Source organism: Bradyrhizobium sp. UNPF46 (assembly GCF_006658625.1).
Lineage (GTDB): Bacteria > Pseudomonadota > Alphaproteobacteria > Rhizobiales > Xanthobacteraceae > Bradyrhizobium > Bradyrhizobium nitroreducens.
Window position 1 is genome coordinate 12,842 of record NZ_LFJB01000074.1, and the last position, 14,263, is coordinate 27,104.

The following is a 14,263-nucleotide window of genomic DNA, read 5'->3' on the forward strand; positions in this document are numbered from 1 at the left end:
ACGTCCCATGGAGGGGGAAGTTTCAATCCGGCAGGAGGAATCGAGCCAACTCTAGAAATTGATGCCAAACACCATGCGGGCCTGGTGGCGCTCGAAATTGACGAGGTCGAGATTGCCGCCCGATCCGACCGGGCGGCCCCAGGCCTGCATGCTCCAGCTCAAGGTCAGCCGCGAGCGCTCGGACAGCTGGAAATAGGCGGTCGGGCCGACGAACAGGGCCTGGCCGGAGAACTCGCCGAGGCCGATGCCTTCATATTGCCGGAAATAGCGCAGCTCGCCGCCGAGCAGCATGTTGGGCCGCACCCGCACCAGGCCGGCGAACGCCGCTCCGATCGTCGAGCTCTTCTCGGACACCCCCGCCACCTCGAAGCGCGCCCATTCCGGTTGATAGATCAGGTTGAGGGCGCCGATGGCGAAATTCGGGATGAGCTCGCGGTCGAAGGCCAGCGTGAACTCGGTGCCGTACATCCGCCCTTTCGCTCCGCTGGTCTCGTCGATCCGGTCGCCATGGAGATCGGCGGCGATGGTGAGCCCGAACGGCGCACGCTCGCGGTCGAGCAGGCGATAACGCAAATCGAGCGAGGCGCCCTGAAAATTGAACTGGCGGCGGTCGTCGATATCGGGAACGCCGGTGATGTCGTGCAGGCTGGCGATGCCGCCGATCTCGATGCGAAAATTCGGCAACGGCACGATTTCGATCTCGACCTCCTTCTCCAGCGCGCGATAGGTCCCGCCGCCCTTGCCGAAGCGCCCGGTCGTCTGGCTCTGGAATTCGCGCTCGCCGGGATTGCCGACATCGGTGCCGATCATGAAGCCGAAGATATGCTCGGTATCGAAGCCTTCCTCGGCACCGGCGCATGCCGGCATCAGCGCGAGCGCACACGCAACGACCATCCGAAATCGACAAGCTCCGCCGCGCATCCCGTGCCCCGAACGCGCGCGCCGCATCGATGCGGCAGCTGCGCTGACCAGGCATCAGCGTAACACACTGCCGCCGATCAAAGTCGAGATTTTGATGAGAACGGATTGCAGCCTTCGCGGCGTGGCACCGCATCAATGAAGAAGTATATCAGTGACGAAGCGCGAAGCACAGCGGGCAAAGCGTGTCCGAGGGCAAGGACGTATCCGACGGCAGGTGTATCCGACCGCAAGCGTATCCGACACTGCCACGGCTTCGACGGTGTTCACCGCCGAAGCCGCGGCAGGTCGTCAGTCTTACTTGCGCGAAGCGCAGGCGTACATGTTGATTTCCATGCCCACCGACACTTCCACGATCTTCGGAGCTTTCCAGGCCATTCGGGGTCTCCCAAGGTATTGAGCGCGACATCGCGCGGCGCAAAACCTAGGGCTGCGTCAGGTGCAGTTCAAGCCTCGATTCGACTGCCGAGCGCATCAGTGTCGATTCTTCACGGCCGCATTTCTCTCTCGGACAAAGCCAGTTCTCTCTTGGTCAAACACGAGCTATGAGACGCAGGCTTGTGCAGCGCACCGCGCGTCGAATCGACGGGCATCACCGCAACAATCGCAGGAGTGCGCGGCCAGCGCGCGAGTTCAGTTCCTTCGCATCCAGCGTTCCGTCCTTGTCGGGATTGGCTGCGTTGAAGCGCTGCTCGACCACGGACAGATATTCGTCGAGCGTCAGGGTCCCGTCGCGATCGGGATCTGCGGCGGCGAGCTCTTTCGCCGACAGCCGGCCGCGCAATTCGCGCGCATCGAGCGTGCCGTCATGATCGGGATCGAGCTTTGCGAACGTGGCGACGGCCGCCTTCTTCACCTCGGCAAGATCGAGCGTGCCGTCATTGTCGGTGTCGAACAACTTGACTGCGTTGCCGGAGGCGGACCACGCCGGACCGGACAACAATGCAATGGTGAGCGCAAGCGCAACCGAGCGACGCGAAATCATCGAGACCTCCCAGATGAAGAGCCCAGGTTCGGGCGGGACATAACGACATAAATCCCACAAGCGCCCCCCGGTTCAAGTCCGGAATTGCAACTTGCGCGCGCGCCAACCGCGGAACCCTGGCAGGGCCGCCGCCCGGAGCTGCTTCGCGTCGCGGAATTTTTTCAGCGTCTCCACGCAAGTGAGTCCGCTGCCGTCAGGTTTCCGTAAGGTGACCGCCAGCTGCGTCCAACGATATCGGCACGACACTTACGACTTTCGTATTGACGCGTTTTGGTTTCCGACGGAGTGTTGCTCCCGCAGCGTCAAAAGGCGCGCATATTGGGAGGAACGGATGAAACGCTTTGCGATGGCCGCGAGCCTCGTCATGCTTGCATCGACGTGTGCAAGTGCACAGACCACCGAGCAACTGGTCAAAGGCGCGACCGATACATCGAACGTTCTCAACTATGGGATGGGCTACAATCTGCAGCGCTTCTCGACGCTGAACCAGATCAACAAGGACAGCGTCAAGAACCTCGTCCCGGTCTGGAATTACTCTTTCAACGACGATCGCAGCGAGGAATCGCAGCCGCTGGTGTACCAGGGCGTGATCTACGTGACCTCGCACAATGCGACCATGGCGGTCGACGCCAAGACCGGCAAGCAGATCTGGAAGACCAAGGTCGAATATCCCGCCGAGACGCCGCGCATCGTCTGCTGCGGCATCATCAACCGCGGCGCCGCGCTGTTCGACGGCAAGGTGTTCCGCACCACGCTCGACGCCAACGTGATCGCGCTCGACGCCAAGACCGGCAAGGAGCTGTGGCGGCAGAAGGCGGCGGACATCAAGGAAGGCTATTCGATGACGGTGGCCCCGCTGGTCGCCGACGGCGTCGTCATCACCGGCATCTCCGGCGCCGAGTTCGGCACGCGCGGCTTCATCGACGGCTGGGATCCCGCAACGGGCAAGCACCTGTGGCGCACCCATTCGATCCCCTCGCCGGACGAGCCCGGCGGCGACACCTGGAAGGGCGACACCTGGAAGCTCGGCGGCGGCTCGACCTGGATCACGGGCTCCTACGATCCGGAGCTGAACACCGTGTATTGGGGCATCGGCAATCCCGGACCGTTCAATTCGGCGGTGCGTCCCGGCGACAACCTCTACACCTGCTCCGTGCTGGCGATGGATCCCAAGACCGGCAAGATCAAGTGGCACTACCAGTTCTCGCCCAACAATCCGTTCGACTATGACAGCGTCGCCGAGATGGTCCTCGCCGACATGAATGTCGAGGGCAAGCCGACCAAGGTGCTGATGGATGCCAACCGCAACGGCTTCTTCTACGTGCTCGACCGCACCAACGGAAAGCTGCTGGCGGCCAATCCTTACGTGAAGGTCAATTGGGCGACCGGCGTCGACATGAAGACCGGGCGTCCGATCGAGACCGACGTCGCCAAGGATGCGCGCGAGGGCAAGAAGGTGACGGTCTATCCGTCGATCCTCGGCGGCAAGAACTGGGAGCCGATGTCGTTCAATCCGCAGACCGGCCTCGCCTACGCCAACACGCTCAACTTCGGCGGCAAGTACAAGGCCGAGCCCGTCACCTTCAAGCAGGGTGAATGGTATCTCGGCATGGACCTGACCGATCCCTGGGAGTTCGGGGACGGCCCGCGCGGTCACCTCAAGGCGATCGATCCCATGACCGGCAAGTCGAAATGGGAAGCGCCGAGCGACATTCCGCGCTTCTCGGGCGTGCTGTCGACCGCAGGCGGCGTCGTGTTCTCGGGCGCCCTCACCGGCGAATTCGAAGCCTTCGACGCCGACACCGGCAAGAAGCTCTGGCAATTCCAGACCGGGTCCGGCATCGAGGGCCAGCCGGTGACCTGGCAGCAGGATGGCGTGCAATATGTCGCGGTGACATCAGGCTATGGCGGCGTCTACTCGCTGTTCTCCGGCGACGAGCGGCTTGCCAAGGTGCCGCCCGGCGGCTCGCTGTGGGTCTTTGCGGTGAAGCAGTAATCCACGGCATGATGCTGAGAGAAATGTCCCACAGGACGGCGGCGATCTTCGCCGCCGCCCTGGTGCTGACGGTCGCGCTTGCGGCGACCGTTCGCGCCGCCGACGAGCCGACCGGCAATCCCATGCAGGCGCAGATCGACCACGGCAAATCGACCTATGCCGAGAAATGCTCGCACTGCCACGGCCCGAACCTGATGAACTCCGGCACCATCACGCCGGACCTGCGCGTCTTCCCCGACGACAAGGCGCGCTTCGTCACCACCGTCAAGAATGGCAAGAACAACAGGATGCCGCCCTGGGGCGACATCCTCAGCGACGACCAGATCGGGGATCTCTGGGCCTTCATCTCCAGCCGGAGGAAGCCATGAAGGGCCGGTCCGTTGCGTGGAGCCTTGCCGCGCTTCTGTCGACGATGGCGTCGGTCGCCGTGGCGGCCGACGATCCCTTGCGGATCTGTCTCGACGAGGACCGGCCGCCGCTCTCGATGCACCACCGCGGCAAGCCGGATGCCGGCTTCGACGTGCTGCTGGCGCAGGCGGTCGCGGAACGGCTCGGACGGTCGCTGGCGATCCAGTGGTTCGAGAGCAAGCTGGACGAGGATTCCAGCCCGCAGCTGGAGGCCAACGCATTGCTCTCGGATGGGCGCTGCTCGCTGGTCGGCGGTTACGCGCTGACGCAGGATTCGCTGGTCGTCCCCGGGATGAAAACGGCGCGCCTGCCGGACTTCGCCGGGGCCACGCGCGACGATCGGCGGCGCCGCGTCGCGCTCGGCGTGCTCGCGCCGAGCCAGCCTTACGTCTATTCGCCGATGACAGTGGTGCTCGGGCCGAAGGCAAACGGCCGCAAGATCGGCGACATCGGCGATCTCGCCGGCCTTCGTCTGGTCATCGAAAGCGGCTCGCTCGGCGACGCCGTCCTGATGACCTTCGACAAGGGACGGCTGATCGACAACATCACCCATCTCGTCCCTGGCCGCGACGATCTCCTGGGCGCGCTCCAGCGCGGCGACTATGACGCAACGCTGATCGACCTCGGCCGCTTCGACGCCCATCGCGCCGCGCACCCCGACACCGCACTCTCAGCGTCCGGGTATTATTATCCGATCGGCGCCAATCGCGGCTATGTCGGCCTCGGCAGCGATCCCGCGCTGATCGAGGCCGTCAACAAGGCGCTGAGCGCCCTTGCGACGGAAGGCAAGATCGCCGAATTCGGCAAGCAGGCCGGCCTCACCTATCTGCCGCCACGCGAGCCCGCTATTCTGGGCGACGTGTGGACGAAGATCATTCAGCGGTGATTGGAAAGGGCTCTGGTGCCCGGACGCGCTGCAACGCCTCTTAACCTTGCGGCGCAGAGCCGCTGGAGAAGCGCTGCACTGCGTCCGGCGTACGGAGGCCGCGCCCACCATGCCCCACTCCGTCCGACGCAATGCGCCAATCTGTCTCGCCTGACGCCCGTGGCAGCGCCTGCCTGGTGCAGTACCCTCCAGGGAACCGGGAGAGAATCATGTCCAAGAAAATCGATCGCCGCCACTTCATCGCCGCCGGAGCCGGCGCGTTCGCGATGCCCTTTGTCTCGCGCAGCGCTTCAGCACAAGGCAGCTGGCCGTCGCGGCAGATCCGCATGATCTGCAGCTATCCCGCCGGCGGGCAGACCGACCTGCTCGCGCGCGCCTATGGCGAATTCATCTCCAAGCAAGTCGGCAAGACCGTGGTCGTCGAAAACAAGCCCGGCGCCTCCGGCGCGATCGGCACGGCGGAGGTCGCCCGCGCCGAGCCCGACGGCCACACCATCCTGTGCTCGATCTCGACCACCTACATCATGAACCGCGTGGTGATGAAGAATCCCGGCTACGACATGGACAAGGATTTGACGCTCGTCAGCGTCATTCCGGGCGCCGGCCTGCTGCTGGTTGCGAACCCGAAGACCGGGGTCAAGACGCTGGAGGATTTCGTCGCCTTCGCGCGCAAGAGCGGCAAGGTGAACTTCGGCACCTACAGCGCAGGCTCGGCCCCGCACATGACGATCAACGAGCTCAACAAGCAGTACGGGCTGAGCATCGAGCCGGTCCATTATCGCGGCGAGGCTCCGATGTGGACCGGGATGCTCGAAGGCACCCTCGATGCCGCGATGGGAAGCTACACGGCCGCACAATCGGTCCTGCAGAGCGACCGCGGCACCGTATTCGCGGTGCATTCGAAGAAGGTCGACGCGATCCCCGCGATCAAGACCCTTCCCGAGCAAGGCGCGACGTCGAAATTCTTCACCGTGAGCGGCTTCTCGGGATGGGCGGTGCCGAAGGCGACGCCGCAGGCGGTCGTCGACCGCCTGGCGGAGCTGTGCGTTGCCGCCAACAGCGATCCCAAGGTGAAGGAGGTACTCGCGACCTTCGTGCTCGAGCCGGCGATCGGCTTCAAGGAGACCAATGCGCTGTATCAGCGCGAACTGCCGATCTGGATCGAGAGCGCGAAGTCGCTCGGCCTCGAGCCGGCCTAGGCGTCGAGCTGCCGGCCGGCGCGCCGACCGCCCCTTTCCCGCCCCGGAATCCGACCAAAGCCTAGTGTCGGACGTGCATTTTCCCGCTATGATTGCCCGCGCACGCGGACAAGAAGGGCCGATCGCATGACACCGGATGCAGTCGCCGTCGCCGTTATGGTCATCCTGCTGTTTCCGATGGGCTATTTCACGCTGGCCTCGCCCGCCTTCCTGCTGGTGAGGCTGGACATTCAGCCCGTCGCCCAATTGCTCCGCGGCATGTTCAACGCCCATTTCCTGGTGATGCGGGTCGCCGCCCTCATCGGGACCGTGGCCCTCCTCCTCGACGGCCGCCTGCTCGCTGCATTGGGTGTCGGCATGATCGCAGCGCTGGCGATCTGGGGACGCCGCTGGTTCATGCAAAGGGTCGACGAACAGCTCGGCGCGAGGGAGGCCGGCGACACCGATGCGCCGCGCCGGCTGCGGCGGCTGCATTGGAGCGGAATGCTCGCCAATGCGGTGCTGCTCGTCGCGCTCCTGGCGGGCATTCCCTATATCGCGACGTCAGCGTGACGAACCGCATCGGCGGAAACGCAGCTCCTGCGCCGCGATCCCTCCCTCCACGAGGTCACACCTGAAGCTCTCCGCAAGAGCCTTTCACCGAGTGTGAGCCGGCACGTTGTCTCAGGTTGCATTTTTCGATATAATGCACCTGGGATAGCGTAACGCTATCCTCCATTCAGGAGAAGAAGGCGATGAAAGCTCCAGTTTTTCTTCTTGCCGGCCTGACCATTCTGTCGATCAGCGCAGCCAATGCTGCGCCCAAGAGCACCGACGCCTCGATCTCGGCAACGAAGGTCAGCTCGGTCGCATGCTCCACCTCGGGTGGCGGCTTCGGGTCCTATCCATCGGGCTGCCGCAACGCAGCCAACTTCAAGACCTACAACGAGTGCAAGGAATCCGGCGTCAAGCGCGGTTGGCGGCACGAGGACATGGCCTGGTATTGCAGCGGCCTGGGACTGCAGTAACCATCAGCAGCGCACGACGCGCAGTGCGGCGGCTACCTCACGAACGCCTTCGATCAATCAAGTCAAGATGTCCGGCAAGCAAGGAAGGGCGATGCGCCCTTCCTGCTAATGCTCGCCCGAGCTGGCCGCGCCCTGCTGCGCCTTGTGGATCGAGGACGGCACCACGCCGAAATATTTGCGGAACACCCGGCTGAAATGCGACGAGCTGGAGAAGCCCCAGGAGAACGCGACGTCGGTGATGGTCTTGCCGGCGTGGGCCTCGAGCTCCTGGCGGCAGTTCTGCAAACGCGCCTGCCAGATGTAGTCGCTCACCGTGGTGCCGCGCTCCGAGAACAGCATGTGCAGATAGCGCTTGGAGCAGCCGAGCTCGGCCGAGATCTGGTCGATGCACAGATCCGGATCGCGCAAGTGCTCGCGTATGAAGAACTGCGCGCGCACGTACATCGCCTCGGGCCCGACACGGTCGAACATCGTGTCGGCTTCGCGCAGCGGCAGCAGCAGCAAATCGATCAGCGAATCGGCAACGCCGACCGCGCTGTTCGCCGACAGCTTCGCCGCCTCGTCGAAGGTCGCATGGACGAAATCGTGGGCGATCCGCCCCGTGCCCGTCTTCGCCGACAGCTTGCAGGCGGGCATCCGCTGCGAGGGGAAGCCGCGGTCGCGCAGCAGCGCCTTCGGCACGATCACCACGTCGTGACGGGTGAAGGCGGGGCTGATGATCGAATGCGGACAGGAGACGTCATAGGCGATGATGTCGCCGGGATTGATTTCGATGTGGCGGCCTTCTTGTTCAAAATAAGACACGCCGTAGGTCTGGAAGTGAATCTTGATATAGGGGTGCTCATTGGCCTTGGCGCGCGCCAGCGTGTGCGCGATGCGATGCTGGCTCACCTCGATCTGGCACAGCTTCAGGCGCGAGACACTCGTGTAGTCAATGCGGCCTTCGAGCGAGGACGCTTCCAGCGGATCGACGTCGAAATGCCCACACAGGCTCGTCAGCCCGTCGATCCAGCTTTGGATCTGGCGCTTCGGCGTCATGCCGGTCGTCGAGAGCGTGTGAATGGTGTCGGACATTAATCCAGCCACTGGTTTGATCCGGAGATTCGACGCGAATCGCGACCAGCGCCTGCGCGAGCCCTCAGCCGTGATTGCGTGACGTTTACCTCGAATTTGAGTGGTCTTTTGGTACGAGCGCCATCGTTCCATTGCCACCCTTGAGGGTTAATCCTCCGCCTTAGTTGCAGCGCCGTCAAGGGGAACCTGAGCGTTGAGAGTGCTGCCAAGCGGTGCGGAAGCCGCTGAATTCGCTACTGCAAAATCAAATTCTTTTCCTCCGTGCGCTATCAAGCAAACCGGCTTCCCTCTTGGGCAAGTTTCCCGATGACGAAGTCGTTAGGGATTGCGGCAGGAACAACAAGAACGGGCCGCTCCTGCAGGCGGACCCGTGGCTCTCATCAGGAGGAGGAAACAGCACAGCATCGTTTCTGGTCCGAAACGTGACCGCCCTGCACGAGCAGACGCCGGACGAGAAGCCCGGTGAGTTACCAATGCTTCGGGAAAAATAAACGAGACCAACGGAGGAATGACTATGCGCAAGGTGCTACTGGCGACCTTTCTTGGCTCAGCGGCGGCTCTCGCCGTCGGGAGCGCCTCAGCCAATGACGAGCTGATCAAGATGTCGCAGAACCCGAAAGACTGGGTGATGCCGACCGGCGATTACGCCAATACCCGCTATTCCAAGCTCAACCAGATCAACGCACAAAACGTAGGCAAGCTCCAGGTCGCCTGGACCTTCTCGACCGGCGTGCTGCGCGGCCATGAAGGCGGCCCGCTGATCATCGGCAACGTCATGTACGTCCACACGCCGTTCCCGAACAAGGTCTACGCCATTGACCTTTCCAACGAGAACAAGATCATCTGGAAGTACGAGCCCAAGCAGGATCCGAACGTCATTCCCGTGATGTGCTGCGACACGGTTAACCGTGGTCTGGCCTACGGCGATGGCAAGATCTTCCTGCATCAGGCCGACACCACTCTCGTCGCGCTCGATGCCAAGACCGGCCAGGTGGCCTGGTCCAGCAAGAACGGCGATCCGAGCAAGGGCGAGACCGGCACGTCGGCGCCCATGGTCATCAAGGACAAGGTGCTGATCGGCATCTCCGGCGGCGAGTTCGGCGTGCAGGCCCATATGTCGGCCTACGACATCAAGACCGGCAAGCTGGCATGGCGCGGATATTCGGAAGGACCGGACAACCAGATCCTGGTCGACGCCGAGAAGACCACCGCGCTCGGCAAGCCGGTCGGCAAGGACTCGAGCCTCAAGACCTGGCAAGGCGATCAGTGGAAGATCGGCGGCGGCGCGACCTGGGGCTGGATCTCCTACGATCCCGAGCTGAACCTCGTCTATTACGGTTCGGGCAATCCCTCGACCTGGAATCCGAAGCAGCGCCCCGGCGACAACAAATGGTCGATGACGATCTGGGCGCGCAACCCGGATACCGGCGTTGCCAAGTGGGTCTATCAGATGACGCCCCACGACGAGTGGGATTATGACGGCGTCAACGAGATGATCCTCTCGGATCAGTCGATCAACGGCCAGCCGCGCAAGCTGCTGACGCACTTCGATCGTAACGGCCTCGGCTACACGCTCGATCGCGCCACCGGTGAGCTGCTGGTCGCCGAAAAGTACGATCCGAAGGTGAACTGGACCTCCGGCGTCGACATGGACAAGAACTCGCCGACCTACGGCCGTCCGAAGGTGCTCGATGCAGCTTCGACCGACAAGGCGGGCGAGGACCACAATGTGAAGGGCATCTGCCCGGCCGCGCTCGGCACCAAGGACGAGCAGCCGGCAGCCTACTCGCCGGACACGCAGCTGTTCTACGTTCCGACCAACCACGTCTGCATGGACTACGAGCCGTTCAAGGTGAGCTACACCGCGGGCCAGCCCTATGTGGGTGCGACGCTCTCGATGTATCCGCCGGCCGGTGAAACCCACATGGGTAACTTCATCGCCTGGGACGGCAAGACCGGCAAGATCGTCTGGTCGAACAAGGAGCAGTTCTCGGTCTGGTCGGGTGCGCTCGCAACCGCCGGCGGCGTGGTGTTCTACGGCACGCTCGAAGGCTACCTGAAGGCGGTCGATGCCAAGACCGGCAAAGAGCTCTACAAGTTCAAGACTCCCTCCGGCATCATCGGCAACGTCACCACCTATGAGAACGGCGGCAAGCAGTATGTCGCAGTGCTCTCCGGCGTCGGCGGCTGGGCCGGCATTGGTCTGGCCGCAGGCCTGACCGATCCGACCGCAGGTCTCGGCGCGGTGGGTGGCTACGCGGCCCTCAGCAACTACACCGCTCTCGGCGGTACGCTGACCGTGTTCTCGCTGCCGAACTAGGCCCATCAGCATCGCTCCGGCGCGTGGATCGACTCCACGCGCCGGCTCGTCTCCCCCGGGCTCCTTCGAGGATGAATCTCTTGCGTAAAATCTGCTCTGCCATTGCTGCGATGATCTTGGTTGCGTCCGGAGGAATTGCGGTCGCGGAAGGTCCGGGCGACCCGACTGCCGTGAAGAAGGAAGACGACGGAAAGTGGCTCGATAAAGAAGGAAACCCGACCTACAAGATTTCGGCGGATGGCACCGTGGACTGGTTCACCTATTCCGGCTACCGCCGCTATCACTCCGACTGCCACGTCTGTCACGGGCCCGACGGCATGGGCTCCACCTATGCGCCGGCGCTCAAGGATTCCGTCAAGACCATGAGCTATGGCGACTTCCTCGGCGTGGTTGCCTCCGGTCGCAAGAACATCTCGACCGCGCAGGAGAATGTCATGCCGGCGTTCGGCGACAATCCGAACGTTGCCTGCTACATGGACGATCTCTACGTCTATCTGCGCGCCCGCTCCACCGAAGCGTGGGGCCGGCAGCGTCCCGCCAAAAAGGACGAGAAGAACGAGGTCTACACCAAGGCGGAAGACGCCTGCATGGGCCATAAATGAACGTTGCCGGGACTGCCGGGACTACTTCTCGGCGTCCTTTCGAGAATCTGAGGAGTTACCAATGAAGACACGTGCCGCCGTCGCTTTCGAAGCCAAGAAGCCGCTCGAGATCGTCGAGCTCGATCTGGAAGGCCCGAAGGTCGGCGAGGTCCTGGTGGAGATCAAGGCGACGGGCATCTGCCACACCGACGCCTATACGCTCGACGGCTTCGACAGCGAGGGAATCTTCCCGTCGATCCTCGGCCATGAGGGCGCCGGCATCATCCGCGAGATCGGCCCGGGCGTGACATCGGTGAAGCCGGGCGACCACGTCATCCCGCTCTACACGCCGGAATGCCGGCAGTGCAAAAGCTGCCTCAGCCAGAAGACCAATCTGTGCACCGCGATCCGCGCGACGCAGGGCAAGGGCGTGATGCCCGACGGCACCAGCCGCTTCTCCTACAAGGGCAAGCCGGTCTACCACTACATGGGCTGCTCGACCTTCTCGAACTTCACCGTGCTGCCGGAGATCGCGGTCGCCAAAATCCGCGAGGACGCCCCCTTCGACAAGAGCTGCTACATCGGCTGCGGCGTCACCACCGGCGTCGGCGCCGTCGTCAACACCGCGAAGGTCACGCCGGGCTCCAACGTGGTCGTGTTCGGCCTCGGCGGCATCGGCCTCAACGTCATCCAGGGCGCCAAGATGGCCGGCGCCGACAAGATCATCGGTGTCGACATCAACGATGCCAAGGAGGATTGGGGCCGCAGGTTCGGCATGACGGAGTTCGTCAACCCCAAGAAGATCACCGGCGACATCGTCCAGCATCTCGTCGGCCTCACCGATGGCGGCGCCGACTACACCTTCGACTGCACCGGCAACACCACCGTGATGCGCCAAGCGCTGGAGGCCTGCCATCGCGGCTGGGGCACCTCGATCATCATCGGTGTTGCCGAGTCCGGCAAGGAGATCGCCACCCGTCCGTTCCAGCTCGTCACCGGGCGCAACTGGCGCGGCACCGCCTTCGGTGGCGCGCGCGGCCGTACCGACGTGCCGAAGATCGTGGACTGGTACATGAACGGAAAGATCCAGATCGATCCGATGATCACCCACGTGCTCAAGCTCGAAGAGATCAACAAGGGCTTTGACCTCATGCATGAGGGCAAATCCATTCGTTCCGTCGTCGTGTACTGAACCGGAAGACGTCACCCCCAAGGAGGATCGACCCATGACTGTTGCACTCCATCCATCGATCGACAACGGCCTCAAACAGGGCAGCGGCAGCTTCGCCGGCGGCACCCTGGTCTGCAAATGCAAGGACCATCAGGTCAAAGTCGGCATCAAGGGCGACGTCGCCCACAACCACGCCTGCGGCTGCACCAAATGCTGGAAGCCCCAGGGCGCGACGTTCTCCGTCGTCGCCGTGGTGCCGCGCCAGAACGTCACCGTGCTCGAGAACGGCGACAAGCTTCAGATCGTCGATCCCTCCGCGGTGATCCAGCGCCACGCCTGCAAGGCCTGCGGCACGCATATGTACGGTCGCATCGAGAACAAGAACCACCCGTTCTACGGTCTCGACTTCATCCATCCCGAGCTGTTCCAGGAGCAGGGCTCGCAGGCGCCGCAATTCGCCGCCTTCGTCTCCTCCGTGATCGAATCCGGCGTGAAGCCGGAGCAGATGGCGGGCATCCGTTCGCGGCTGAAGGAAATCGGGCTCGAGCCCTATGATTGCCTGTCACCGGCACTGATGGACGCGATCGCGACCCACGTGGCGAAAGCCAAGGCTGCTTAGGAAAGCCTCTGAGCTGGCCGGGCCCGAGCTTCGGCCAGACCTCCCCGGCTCGCTGGCGACGACCTCCGCCAGCGAGCCGGACCGCTCCGCACTTTAAGACTCTGGCGGCGATGCCGCCGCTTCGTACCACGCGTCTGTGAGGGCATCAGCTCCTCAGTCCTGGTCTCTGAATGACTGCGCAGTGCCGCCAACTTCCGACTTGAAGTCCCCGGCCCGCTGCGTTTCTCCCTCCCTCGACTGAGGCATCCTGCTTCGTCCGCGCAGTCTTTCTGGCGGACGAAGCCTTTTTCGTTGCACCTGCCGTCAGCGAACGCGCGGATCACGCGGCGTGATGCCGCGCCCTGCTTTTGACAAACCATCGATGCAATCTTTTCCCGGTGAGAACACCCGGCTGTGAACGCCGGGCCGGTGCGACCTCTGCTAGGGTCGGCCGTCACGATGCCGCGCGAAATACAATCAACCAAGAACAAGCACGGGAGGTATCGAACACATCCGGACATCGAGATTCGCGTTCCTGCCTCCTGCCGGGATCTGCCCGCGCGGGATCGCGGGCCGGGATGCGACGACACGACACAACTGGCACTGCGCTGCGCGCCCATCGGCGCGTTTTGAATTTGGCATGCTTATGAAGAGCGAGGGATGATCATGATCAAGGTGAAGATCAACGGCCAGGAACAGAGCTGGGACGGCGACCCGGATCTCCCGCTACTCTGGTTCCTGCGTGACGAGGCCGGGCTGACCGGCACCAAATTCGGCTGCGGCCAGGCCCTGTGCGGCAGCTGCACCGTCATCGTCGACAAGGAAGCGGTGCGCTCCTGCATCACGTCGATCAACGACGTTGCCGGACGCGAGGTCACGACCATCGAGGGACTGCATCCGAATGGCGATCATCCGGTGCAAAAGGCCTGGCGTCAGGTCAACGTGCCGCAATGCGGCTTCTGCCAGGCCGGCCAGATCATGCAGGCCGCCGCGCTTCTGATGGACAACCCGAAGCCCTCGCATGACCAGATCCGCGAGGCGATGTCCGGCAACATCTGCCGCTGCGGTTGCTACCAGCGCATCGAGAACGCGGTCCATCTCGCATCGACGGGAGTGTGAC

15 protein-coding genes are annotated in these 14,263 nt (G+C 63.3%); 11 read left to right on the top strand and 4 right to left on the bottom strand.

The genetic code is table 11. From position 1 onward, the window contains the following. Positions 1–51: 51 nt before the first annotated feature. The 3 genes from UNPF46_RS26855 to lanM form a co-directional block, all read right to left on the bottom strand. Positions 52–894: a DUF6662 family protein gene (locus UNPF46_RS26855; protein WP_245448116.1), complete on the bottom strand. Its 843-nt coding sequence runs from the start codon at positions 892–894 to the stop codon at positions 52–54. Positions 895–1,215: 321 nt separating this feature from the next. Beyond that, positions 1,216–1,296 carry a pyrroloquinoline quinone precursor peptide PqqA gene (pqqA, locus tag UNPF46_RS26860; protein ID WP_035663753.1) on the bottom strand — a complete coding sequence of 27 codons (81 nt, stop codon included), beginning with the start codon at positions 1,294–1,296 and terminating at the stop codon, positions 1,216–1,218. A gap of 214 nt (positions 1,297–1,510) precedes the next feature. Next, on the bottom strand, positions 1,511–1,903 hold the full coding sequence (gene lanM / locus UNPF46_RS26865; RefSeq protein WP_181770129.1) for a lanmodulin LanM: 393 nt from the start codon (positions 1,901–1,903) through the stop codon (positions 1,511–1,513). A 331-nt stretch (positions 1,904–2,234) separates the two neighbouring features. Here lanM and UNPF46_RS26870 point away from each other — a divergent pair, with 331 nt between their 5' ends. From UNPF46_RS26870 to UNPF46_RS26895, 6 genes are all read left to right on the top strand, one after another. After that, positions 2,235–3,899 carry a methanol/ethanol family PQQ-dependent dehydrogenase gene (locus UNPF46_RS26870; protein ID WP_142252006.1) on the top strand — a complete coding sequence of 555 codons (1,665 nt, stop codon included), beginning with the start codon at positions 2,235–2,237 and terminating at the stop codon, positions 3,897–3,899. A gap of 11 nt (positions 3,900–3,910) precedes the next feature. Then, positions 3,911–4,267: a c-type cytochrome gene (locus tag UNPF46_RS26875; RefSeq protein ID WP_142252042.1), complete on the top strand. Its 357-nt coding sequence runs from the start codon at positions 3,911–3,913 to the stop codon at positions 4,265–4,267. Then, positions 4,264–5,193, top strand: coding sequence for a substrate-binding periplasmic protein (locus UNPF46_RS26880; RefSeq protein WP_142252007.1), 930 nt, complete (start codon positions 4,264–4,266; stop codon positions 5,191–5,193). Before UNPF46_RS26875 ends, UNPF46_RS26880 begins: the two co-directional genes overlap by 4 nt. A 209-nt stretch (positions 5,194–5,402) precedes the next feature. Further along, complete coding sequence (locus UNPF46_RS26885) at positions 5,403–6,392, top strand: Bug family tripartite tricarboxylate transporter substrate binding protein (protein ID WP_142252008.1); 990 nt, start codon at positions 5,403–5,405, stop codon at positions 6,390–6,392. 126 nt (positions 6,393–6,518) lie between these two features. After that, on the top strand, positions 6,519–6,944 hold the full coding sequence (locus UNPF46_RS26890; RefSeq protein WP_100175465.1) for a hypothetical protein: 426 nt from the start codon (positions 6,519–6,521) through the stop codon (positions 6,942–6,944). Between the two features lie 182 nt (positions 6,945–7,126). Next, positions 7,127–7,399 carry a hypothetical protein gene (locus UNPF46_RS26895; protein ID WP_100175466.1) on the top strand — a complete coding sequence of 91 codons (273 nt, stop codon included), beginning with the start codon at positions 7,127–7,129 and terminating at the stop codon, positions 7,397–7,399. Positions 7,400–7,504: 105 nt separating this feature from the next. Here UNPF46_RS26895 and UNPF46_RS26900 read toward each other — a convergent pair whose 3' ends face one another. Continuing rightward, positions 7,505–8,473, bottom strand: coding sequence for a helix-turn-helix domain-containing protein (locus UNPF46_RS26900; protein ID WP_174718776.1), 969 nt, complete (start codon positions 8,471–8,473; stop codon positions 7,505–7,507). 514 nt (positions 8,474–8,987) lie between these two features. Here UNPF46_RS26900 and xoxF5 point away from each other — a divergent pair. From xoxF5 to UNPF46_RS26925, 5 genes are all read left to right on the top strand, one after another. Beyond that, positions 8,988–10,793 carry a lanthanide-dependent methanol dehydrogenase XoxF5 gene (gene xoxF5 / locus UNPF46_RS26905; RefSeq protein ID WP_100175468.1) on the top strand — a complete coding sequence of 602 codons (1,806 nt, stop codon included), beginning with the start codon at positions 8,988–8,990 and terminating at the stop codon, positions 10,791–10,793. A 110-nt stretch (positions 10,794–10,903) separates the two neighbouring features. Continuing rightward, positions 10,904–11,395 (top strand): c-type cytochrome, methanol metabolism-related, encoded by a 492-nt coding sequence (locus UNPF46_RS26910; RefSeq protein WP_100175469.1) that lies wholly within the window; start codon positions 10,904–10,906, stop codon positions 11,393–11,395. A gap of 61 nt (positions 11,396–11,456) precedes the next feature. After that, positions 11,457–12,566, top strand: a complete 1,110-nt coding sequence (locus UNPF46_RS26915; protein WP_142252009.1) for an S-(hydroxymethyl)glutathione dehydrogenase/class III alcohol dehydrogenase — start codon at positions 11,457–11,459, stop codon at positions 12,564–12,566. A gap of 34 nt (positions 12,567–12,600) precedes the next feature. Continuing rightward, positions 12,601–13,164 carry an S-(hydroxymethyl)glutathione synthase gene (gfa, locus tag UNPF46_RS26920; protein ID WP_142252010.1) on the top strand — a complete coding sequence of 188 codons (564 nt, stop codon included), beginning with the start codon at positions 12,601–12,603 and terminating at the stop codon, positions 13,162–13,164. 645 nt (positions 13,165–13,809) lie between these two features. Beyond that, positions 13,810–14,262, top strand: a complete 453-nt coding sequence (locus UNPF46_RS26925) for a (2Fe-2S)-binding protein (protein ID WP_094891237.1) — start codon at positions 13,810–13,812, stop codon at positions 14,260–14,262. Position 14,263: the final 1 nt, after the last annotated feature.

Coding starts and splice junctions, on each gene's coding strand:
- UNPF46_RS26855 (WP_245448116.1), bottom strand. CDS start 894: ATGGTCGTTGCGTGTGCGCTCGCGCTGATGCCGGCATGCGCCGGTGCC.
- pqqA (WP_035663753.1), bottom strand. CDS start 1,296: ATGGCCTGGAAAGCTCCGAAGATCGTGGAAGTGTCGGTGGGCATGGAA.
- lanM (WP_181770129.1), bottom strand. CDS start 1,903: ATGATTTCGCGTCGCTCGGTTGCGCTTGCGCTCACCATTGCATTGTTG.
- UNPF46_RS26870 (WP_142252006.1), top strand. CDS start 2,235: ATGAAACGCTTTGCGATGGCCGCGAGCCTCGTCATGCTTGCATCGACG.
- UNPF46_RS26875 (WP_142252042.1), top strand. CDS start 3,911: ATGCTGAGAGAAATGTCCCACAGGACGGCGGCGATCTTCGCCGCCGCC.
- UNPF46_RS26880 (WP_142252007.1), top strand. CDS start 4,264: ATGAAGGGCCGGTCCGTTGCGTGGAGCCTTGCCGCGCTTCTGTCGACG.
- UNPF46_RS26885 (WP_142252008.1), top strand. CDS start 5,403: ATGTCCAAGAAAATCGATCGCCGCCACTTCATCGCCGCCGGAGCCGGC.
- UNPF46_RS26890 (WP_100175465.1), top strand. CDS start 6,519: ATGACACCGGATGCAGTCGCCGTCGCCGTTATGGTCATCCTGCTGTTT.
- UNPF46_RS26895 (WP_100175466.1), top strand. CDS start 7,127: ATGAAAGCTCCAGTTTTTCTTCTTGCCGGCCTGACCATTCTGTCGATC.
- UNPF46_RS26900 (WP_174718776.1), bottom strand. CDS start 8,473: ATGTCCGACACCATTCACACGCTCTCGACGACCGGCATGACGCCGAAG.
- xoxF5 (WP_100175468.1), top strand. CDS start 8,988: ATGCGCAAGGTGCTACTGGCGACCTTTCTTGGCTCAGCGGCGGCTCTC.
- UNPF46_RS26910 (WP_100175469.1), top strand. CDS start 10,904: ATGATCTTGGTTGCGTCCGGAGGAATTGCGGTCGCGGAAGGTCCGGGC.
- UNPF46_RS26915 (WP_142252009.1), top strand. CDS start 11,457: ATGAAGACACGTGCCGCCGTCGCTTTCGAAGCCAAGAAGCCGCTCGAG.
- gfa (WP_142252010.1), top strand. CDS start 12,601: ATGACTGTTGCACTCCATCCATCGATCGACAACGGCCTCAAACAGGGC.
- UNPF46_RS26925 (WP_094891237.1), top strand. CDS start 13,810: ATGATCAAGGTGAAGATCAACGGCCAGGAACAGAGCTGGGACGGCGAC.